Below are 8,572 nucleotides of genomic sequence, written 5' to 3'. Positions count from 1 at the left end.
TAGCCCTCGCTGAAAACACGCAGGGCAAGGTTCAAACATGGGTCAATTCTCAATGGAAATATCTGCCACCAACGGGTCAGTTCCTACCGGAAATCAACAATCGCCGCTCGTCACGACATGGACGAGACCTGCGCCCCTTCTCTGCTGGCAGAAGAGGCTCTACGATCCGTCATTCGGCACCACTCAAATCGCCCCTGCCAACGCCACCTCCCAAAGCAGCATTGAATCATTATTCGGCCGATTTGAGAATCCTTACCGTAAAACTTGCTGAGAGGTGCCTGCTTTCAGTCCAAGCACGGCGTCAATCAACGTTCTGTGTGGCGGCCTGCGCTCCGTGTCTCGACTTAAAAGAGAGACCGTTTCGAATAGAACTTCGACCATAACATCATTGAAAGATACAAGCCAAAATCTTGGATTAAGGGCCTTCCATTTGGAGGTCTCCTCGCACTGTGAGATTTCGTTGAAACTCCACGGATTGACTGGATACCTGCAGCCTTTCAGGCCCTCAACGTTCATGGGTATTATTCGGAAATCGATGACCTGCCCGAACCTGATCACAACATTGCCGCCTCCCACGCGGGGCGAGGCTTCATAGCAAATGAAAGCATCGTTCCCGTCGTACAACACTGCAGGGTTTTCTACAGTTCCTAACTCAGGAAAGGCTTCTTGCGGACTTGATACTTGCATAATGGCGGTGCCTGATCGCTGATACGTCAAGGCACGGTTCTACGTGCAGCGTCATTTTGTCAACAGGGCTAGGACGAGAGGAACCAATTCCTCCTCCACCGGCCTGCCCGGAAGCATCACGTTGTGCCGGCCTCTTTCCCGGGGCACTATGTTCCCGGGCTCATCGCTCTCGATGCGCTATAGGTGGTATGGTGCCGGTTCGAGATTGAGCGAGGTTGGCATAAAGCTTGCCGCTCACAAAAGCTGGAAAATCGCGACCCTTCTTGGCAGCCACCATGCAGACCAACGACGTTCATAACCGAAGTCGAAGTTCGCAATGGCGCCTTACTTTGCGATTGCTTTCCAGCTCATCAACGCCAGCTCTTCGCGCTCGTTCGCGGTTAATGGATCGGGATCGGCGCGCCGCCACTTCAGGGTATTGCGAATACCGCCGCCAATATAGCCTGCAAGCGTCGCAGGAGGTATGTCGGCGAGCAGCCCGGCGTGCTGGCCGCCGGCCATGAGACCGAGCGAATAGCGGTTTATTGTTGCAAAGGTCTGCGAGAGTTCCTGCATCGAGATCAGCGGGACGCTGGAGAGATACTCGAAAAGCATGGCTCGCTCACGATCCTCCCAGATAAAATCTATATAATCGAATATATAACGAAATATTCTCGCTTTCGCGTCGTCAGGGCTATCCGCTTCCGGAATAAGTCGACCGCAGATTACGTCAGCGAGCTGTGCATAGACGCCCCGGATCATATCGTCCTTGGACTTGAAATAATTGTAGATCGAACCGGTCGCTACGCCGGCCTCCTCGGCAACGGCTGCCATGGAGCATTGGAGGCCATTGGCCACTATGAGTTTTGCTGCTGCCGCAAGAATTCGTTCGCGGCGGATGGGGTCGAGTTCCATTCTGAATGAACCTTCATTCACGTGTCATGTTGGGAGACTATCTATCGGCCGACAGCAAAGCAAGTCCTTTGGAAAAGCCATTTAACGTAGCCACAGGATCCTCCCTATGACAGCTCCCCTGACCTTCGTGCATCTGACTGATCTTCACATAGGTAACCCCACAGTTACGGATGATCATCTTTATTCGGACACCTCAGCTACGCTTCGCGCCATCATCGCGGAGATCAAGCGCCTGACACCCAAGCCGCATTTCATCGTCGCAAGCGGCGATCTGACAAATCGCGGGGATATCGGCTCCTACGAGGAATTGAAGCACATCCTAGCCGAAGCCGAGCTGGACATTCCCATGCTCTTTGCGCTCGGAAATCACGACAAGCGCGAGGGGTTCTATAGGGCGATGCTTGGCCGCACCAGCGATATCGCCGCTCCCTATGACCATGCCGCCGTGATCGACGGCATTCACATCATCATCCTTGATTCCAGCGCACCCTATAAGGTCGGAGGTTCCTTCGAAGAATCGCAATTCGCATGGCTGGAAGACGAACTCAATCGCCATGTCGACCTGCCGAAGCTTCTGGTCATGCATCATGCTCCGGCGCTCGATTCCGACCCGGATCTCGAATGGGAGGCGCTTTCGATCATCGATACGGAAAGGCTGAGAGTGCTGCTTGCCGGCCGCAACGTCGTCGGTATTCTGTCCGGTCACATCCATTACGACCGTGTCAGCAATTGGTACGGCATTCCCGTCGTCGTCGGCATCGGCCAACATGCCGCGACCGATGTTCTCTATCTGAACGAAGGAATTCGCATGCTTGCCGGCGCATCCTTTGCTATCGGCACTATTCGTCAGTCCGGCCTTACGATTTCGTTTGCGCCGCAGCCTTCGGATCGGCGGGAATTGCACTGCTTCACCTTCGCCGACATGGCGGAAATCCTGAAGAAATACGAAAGCCAGGCAGCGCTCGACGCGGTCGAGTGAACACGGAGAGGAACCAATGAGACGCAGAACCTTTGTGGGCGGCGGCGTATTGCTTGCCGTGAGTGCCCTTGCATGTGTGGCATCCGCCGCGGAGATCCCGGCCAAGGTAGATACGCCGGTCACTCTCAATTATTACAATTACAATCTTGCCTCGGCCGGCGTCGGTGCCGAAGCTACAAAACGTCTGATTGCCGAATTCGAGACTGCCTATCCCAATATCAAGGTGAATGGCGTCGGCGTTTCATCATCGGAAATCAGCACTCGCGTGCAGGCCGATCTAGCCGCCGGGCGTGGCCCGGACGTCGCCCAGATGGTGTTTTCCGACTTCGATTTCATGGTCCACAATCTAGGCGCCGTAGCGCTTGAGGATATCATCCCCGCAGCCGAGCTTTCCGCTCATTTCGAGGGCATAGCGCCGCGCGGGTTGAAGCTAGGTGTCTATGACGGCAAGACCTATGGCCTTGCCTATACCTTCTCCACCCCGGTACTTTTTTACAATGCCGATCTCTTCCGCAAGGCCGGGCTTGATCCCGACCATCCGCCTAAGACCTGGGCTGACGTGAAGACGGCCGCAAAGGCGATCGTCGACAAGACCGACGCCGAAGGCATCGCCACAGGCATTTTCGGGCCTTCGGCCGGCGACTGGTTGTTTCAAGGGGTAATCCGTTCCAACAACGGCGACGTTCTGTCGCCTGATCGCAGAACCTTAACTTTCGAGCAGGCTCCGGCTGTCGAGGCCGTCACCGTGCTGAAGGACCTCTACGAGGCCGGAGTCTATACGAACCTCGATATCAATGCGGCGATGGATGCGATGGCGGCCGGCACGGTCGGCATGTATCTGCAGACATCGGCCGTGCAGGGATATCTCTTGAAGGGCGCAAAAGGCAATTTCGAGCTTCGCGCCACCACCATGCCTCGCTTTGGCGACAAGCCCGTCCGGCCAAACAACTCGGGCAGCGCCCTCGTCATCATGACGCACGATCCGGTAAAGCAACGAGCCGCCTGGGAACTCATGAAATTCATGACGTCGAAGCACGCCTACACGGTAATAACGTCAGAAATCGGCTACCTGCCACTGCGCACCGATATCGTCAACGATCCGCAGTATCTCGGCAACTGGGTGAAGGATCATCCGCTGCTTCAGCCAAATCTCGAGCAGCTTGACGTGCTGGAACCCTGGGAGCCCTTCCCAGGCCCGAACTATCGCCAGATCGTCAAGACCATGATGGAGGGCGCCGAAGCCGCAGTGTTCGGCGGCGGTGACCCTGCGGCAGCGTTGAAGGAAGCCCAGAGCACCGCCCAGGCGCTCATGCCGGCGACAACCAACTAGGCCTCAAAGAGCGATTAAACGGCCGGCCCGTCGGAGATTTCTGTCGGGCCGGTTTCTAAAAAAGAGCTTTTCTTCGTCTTTACAAGGTGAATTCATGACAGCCGCGATCGCATCATCGATGGCCATCACAACTCAGCGCCCGCGTCGATGGAGGCAAAGCTGCCTTCCCTGGCTTTATCTAGCGCCTGTTGTCACCACATTCATCCTTTGGATCTACTGGCCGCTTATCGACGCGTTTCGCTTGAGCTTCTACCAGTGGGACATGTTGCCCACGACGCCAATCACCTATGTCGGTTGGAAGAACTATGCCAATATCTTCACACTGCCGAAGTTCTGGCTGGCACTGAAAAACACCGGTATCTACATCCTTGGGCTTCTGCCGCTTGCCGTGCTCCTGCCGCTTGCCATCGCGCTTTTCACAGCCGACCTGCCGGCGCGCGCCCGCAATTGGTATCGGGCGGTAATCTTTCTGCCAATGATCGTTTCGCCCGTGGTCGCCGCCGCCATCTGGCGCTGGCTGCTAGACCCCGGCCATGGCATGGCCAACATCATTCTAAAGATGCTGGGCTTCGGCAGTGTGCGTTTCCTGCAGGATCCGAAGATCGCGATCTGGACTATCATCGTGCTGACGGGATGGAAGCTCATCGGCTTCTCGACCCTCATCCTCTCGGCCGCCAATGCGAATATCAACCCGGCACTGATTGAGGCAGCACGCATGGACGGCGCCAGCAGATGGAATATCGTGTGCGATATCCGCCTGCCGCTTTTGAGCTCGACGATCCTGTTCCTGGTGATGATGACCATCTTGCTCGGCGCGCAGTGGAGCTTTTCCTATATCAATGTCCTGACGGCCGGCGGCCCGCTCGGTTCGACTACCAATATCTATTATCTACTTTGGGACTTCGGCTTCTCCAGCCTCTCTGTGGGGTGGAGTTCCGCGGCTGCCGTCATCCTTTTCATCGGCTTCGGAGCCATTGCCTTTCTTCTTTTCCGATTGATCGACAGGTATTCGTTCCATGACAATTGAGGCGCCCTCACCTCCTGCCGTCCGACCTCGGCTCAGGATCGTCGCCGGCGGGCATATGGCAGCGGGCCATACTGTCATGGGCCTCCTGGCTCTGTTCTGCCTGTTTCCAGTCTATTGGATGATCGTCACCTCCCTTCGCCCGGCCAACAAGGTATTTGAGAAGAGCCTTTGGCCGACTGCCGCTTCGCTTGACAATTATGTCTACGCGCTGAAGTCCATTCCAATCGTCCAAATGCTGGCCAATACCCTGGTTGTCTCAACGGCCGTGACCATCGTCCAGCTTCTCACCGGCATCCTTGCCGCCTATGCCTTTGCCCGCTGGCGCTTTCCCTTCGACAAGATCGTGCATGCACTCGTCGCCCTGACTTGGTTGGTGCCCCTGCAGGTGGCGATGATCCCCAACTATCTGCTGGTCGCAAATCTGGGTCTTCTCGACAGCGTGACAGCACTGATCTTGCCGCATTTTGCCTCGGCACTCGCCGTGCTGATGCTGCTGCAGGCCATGCGCAGCTTTCCCAAAGAAGTGCTGGAAGCGGCGCGAATGGACGGCGCAGGCAACTGGCGCATACTTTGGGAGGTGGTGATGCCCAATCTGCGCGGCACGATCGCCTCACTCGCGATCCTCGTCTTCATCTCCACCTGGAATGAATATTTCTGGCCGCTGCTCCTCTCGCGGACCCCGGAAAACAGCGTCGTCCAGATCGGCATCCAGATGTTCATGACATCCGAAGGCACGCTTTGGGGCCCACTCATGGCGGCATCGACACTGGCAAGCCTGCCCATCTTCATCCTTTACGTCGTCCTGCAACGGCAGGTCGTATCGTCCTTCATGAAGTCGGGCATACGCTAACTTCCAACCTCCTGCACTGTCATCGAGGACTACGCTTAGTGTGGCCTGCAACAACCATATTTCGGTGCTGGCCGCGTGGAGCGGCACAATTCAGATGGAGAGGAACCTATTTTTCCTTCTCCTCGTGCATCCTTTTCCGCCCATGAAACCGGGCTCCAACCTCCCGAGCTGAAACAAGACGCTCCGCACCTCCGTTTCCCTCGATGATCCCGACTGCTGATTCGCACAGGCTGAGCAAAGCCCCGATAGACGCCAGTATCGTATTTCTGGGACGGCTCGGCGGAGTTATGCGTTATCGCACGGGACTTCGGATGCCATGATTAAGATGCAACCAATCTGCAATGTGGCTAATTTACAACATCTAATTGAATAATAATTTCATAATAAGCAATCCTGGCGTTTTTCGTGATTAGAAAATTGCCTTTCAGGTCGCCTCCGATAGTACTTTGATTGAGTAGAGGGGCGCCCGCCACAATGTGAGCGGGCAATTTCAAGAGCAACGTCCTGCTTTTCAGCAGCGGAGCTGCTCTGTCTTTGGGTTGGGCAAATGACAAGTGACGAACTGCCGGCGACTGCACTTGCCAGAGGAAAACCCTGGATTCAGGGCAAGGCTTACATATCAAAAGATGATCTGCTTGGAATTTGGATGCGCTGTCGAGCGCGGATGCCCAGACGGGTATCCAGAGTAACGACGGGATCGATAGCCGCCATCGCGCGCACTCCCGTATTGCTGTTGAAGCTGGTCCTGCTCGCCAGCCTGTTCTGCGTGGGCTTGTCGCTGGTAACTCCGAACGTGGCTTACGCCGCCTGCACCGTCTTCAACTTCCCGGATTCACATACGACGCCGTCGACAAGCCCAATGGCATCTGGGGGCGCGCTCACTGTCAACATCGGCACACTGTGCGACCCCGTCGGCCTTAATCCCGTCACTGATCCGAATGCGACGTCACCGCAGCATGGTTCGATCTCGAATTACAACTCCGCGGCCGGGTCTTTCGTCTATACAAACAGTGGTGACGGAGCCACCAGCGACAGTTTCATCCTGGTTGACGCGAGCGCGCATCCTTTCACTGTCAATATTGCAATTGCACCAGCAGGCGTGACGGCACCCGTTGCCGGCCCGGTCAGCGCAACAGTGAGCCATGGGAGCACGTCCAATCCGATCACGCTGAACCTCTCGGGAGGAGCAGCTACATCGGTGGCGGTCGCGACCCAGGCAACCCACGGAACCGCCACTGCCAGCGGAACGACCATCACCTATACGCCGACGGCAAGCTACTCCGGCTCGGACAGTTTCACCTATACAGCCACCAACACCGCCGGCACTTCGGCGCCGGCGGCCGTGACCATAACCGTCAGCGTGCCGACAATCACGATCAGCACGGCCTCGGTGCCGGGCGGCACGGTTGGAGTAGCCTATAGTCAAACGATCAGCGCGACCGGAGGCACCAGCCCCTACACCTATACCCTCACAGCGGGCGCGCTTCCGGCGGGCCTGACTTTGTCGTCCTCGGGCACCGTGTCCGGCACGCCAACGGCAAGCGGCTCATTCAACTTCACCGTCACCGCGAGGGATAGCTCGACGGGGACCGGCGCGCCGTTCTCCGGCTCCAGAGCCTACAGCATGGCCGTTTCCGCCCCGACGATCGCAATCGCCCCGACGACGCTTTCCGCAGGTACTGTGGCTTCCCCATACAGTCAAACGATCACCGCTTCTGGCGGCACCGGCCCTTATACCTATACCGTGACCGCAGGCGCTCTTCCGTCTGGCCTGACTTTATCGTCCTCGGGCACCGTGTCCGGCACGCCAACGGCAGGCGGCAACTTCAACTTTACCGTCAGCGCGAGGGATAGCTCGACGGGAACCGGCGCGCCATTCGCAGGCTCCAGGGCCTATAGCATGACCGTCTCCGCGCCGACGATCGCGATCGCCCCGACGACGCTTTCCGCAGGTATTGTGGCTTCCGCCTATAGTCAAACGATCACCGCATCAGGCGGTACCAGTTCCTATACTTATGCAATCACGTCGGGTGCCTTGCCGGCTGGCCTTTCGCTATCTTCCGCAGGCACCCTCTCCGGAACACCCACGGCAGGGGGCTCATTCAACTTCACTGTCACTGCAACGGATAGCTCCAGCGGAACCGGACCCTTCACAGGTTCCAGGGCCTATAACGTGACGGTCTCCGCGCCGACGATCGCAATCGCTCCAGCCTCCCTGCCCGCAGGGACGACCGGGACAGCTTACAGCCAGACCATCACGGCGTCTGGCGGCACCACTTCCTATACTTATGTGGTGACCGCCGGTTCCCTGCCAACTGGCCTAACGCTCTCGCCAGCTGGCGTCCTTTCCGGTACGCCGACTGCGGCAGGCCCGTTCAATTTCACCGTCACCGCCACCGATAGCTCGACCGGCACGGGACCATACACCGGCTCTCGCGCCTATAGCATGACCATCGGCACCCAGCAGCCCGTCGCCAACAATGTTTCAGCAACCGTTGCCCAGAACTCGTCGGCAAATCCGATCACCCTGAATATCACCGGCGGAACGCCGACCTCTGTCGCGATCGCAACTGCGGCCGCTCACGGGACGGCGACGGCAACGGGTACGACCATCACTTACACCCCGACAGCAGGCTATGCAGGTCCGGACAGCTTCACCTATACCGCGACAAATGGCGGCGGCACGTCCGCGCCGGCGACAGTAACCCTCACGATATCGGCACCGACGATAGGGCTTACGCCTGCGACGCTTGGTGCAGCGACGCTGAATGCGGGTTACAGCGAGACGATCACGGCGTCTGGCGG

6 protein-coding genes are annotated in these 8,572 nt (G+C 57.6%); 5 read left to right on the top strand and 1 reads right to left on the bottom strand.

The features are described from left to right. Positions 1-1,011 precede the first annotated feature (1,011 nt). Positions 1,012-1,581, bottom strand: coding sequence for a TetR/AcrR family transcriptional regulator (locus tag A6U86_RS27640; protein WP_068398070.1), 570 nt, complete (start codon positions 1,579-1,581; stop codon positions 1,012-1,014). 106 nt (positions 1,582-1,687) lie between these two features. Between A6U86_RS27640 and A6U86_RS27635 the strand changes: the two genes are divergently transcribed. The 5 genes from A6U86_RS27635 to A6U86_RS27615 form a co-directional block, all read left to right on the top strand. Then, the gene (locus A6U86_RS27635) at positions 1,688-2,560 is read left to right on the top strand and encodes a metallophosphoesterase (RefSeq protein ID WP_068398067.1); all 873 of its coding nucleotides are present in this window, start codon (positions 1,688-1,690) and stop codon (positions 2,558-2,560) included. A gap of 16 nt (positions 2,561-2,576) precedes the next feature. Next, positions 2,577-3,890: an ABC transporter substrate-binding protein gene (locus A6U86_RS27630; RefSeq protein ID WP_068398064.1), complete on the top strand. Its 1,314-nt coding sequence runs from the start codon at positions 2,577-2,579 to the stop codon at positions 3,888-3,890. Positions 3,891-3,984: 94 nt separating this feature from the next. Beyond that, positions 3,985-4,917: a carbohydrate ABC transporter permease gene (locus A6U86_RS27625; protein ID WP_068398062.1), complete on the top strand. Its 933-nt coding sequence runs from the start codon at positions 3,985-3,987 to the stop codon at positions 4,915-4,917. A 55-nt stretch (positions 4,918-4,972) separates the two neighbouring features. Further along, positions 4,973-5,767: a carbohydrate ABC transporter permease gene (locus A6U86_RS27620; RefSeq protein ID WP_068398058.1), complete on the top strand. Its 795-nt coding sequence runs from the start codon at positions 4,973-4,975 to the stop codon at positions 5,765-5,767. A 664-nt stretch (positions 5,768-6,431) separates the two neighbouring features. Further along, positions 6,432-8,572 (top strand): S-layer family protein (locus tag A6U86_RS27615; protein ID WP_198929101.1); only part of this gene is annotated, 2,141 nt, incomplete at its 3' end.

It is taken from the genome of Rhizobium sp. AC27/96 (assembly GCF_001692325.1).
Lineage (GTDB): Bacteria > Pseudomonadota > Alphaproteobacteria > Rhizobiales > Rhizobiaceae > Rhizobium.
The sequence above is the reverse complement of the archived record's forward strand: the minus strand, read 5'-3'. Positions and strand labels throughout refer to the sequence as shown.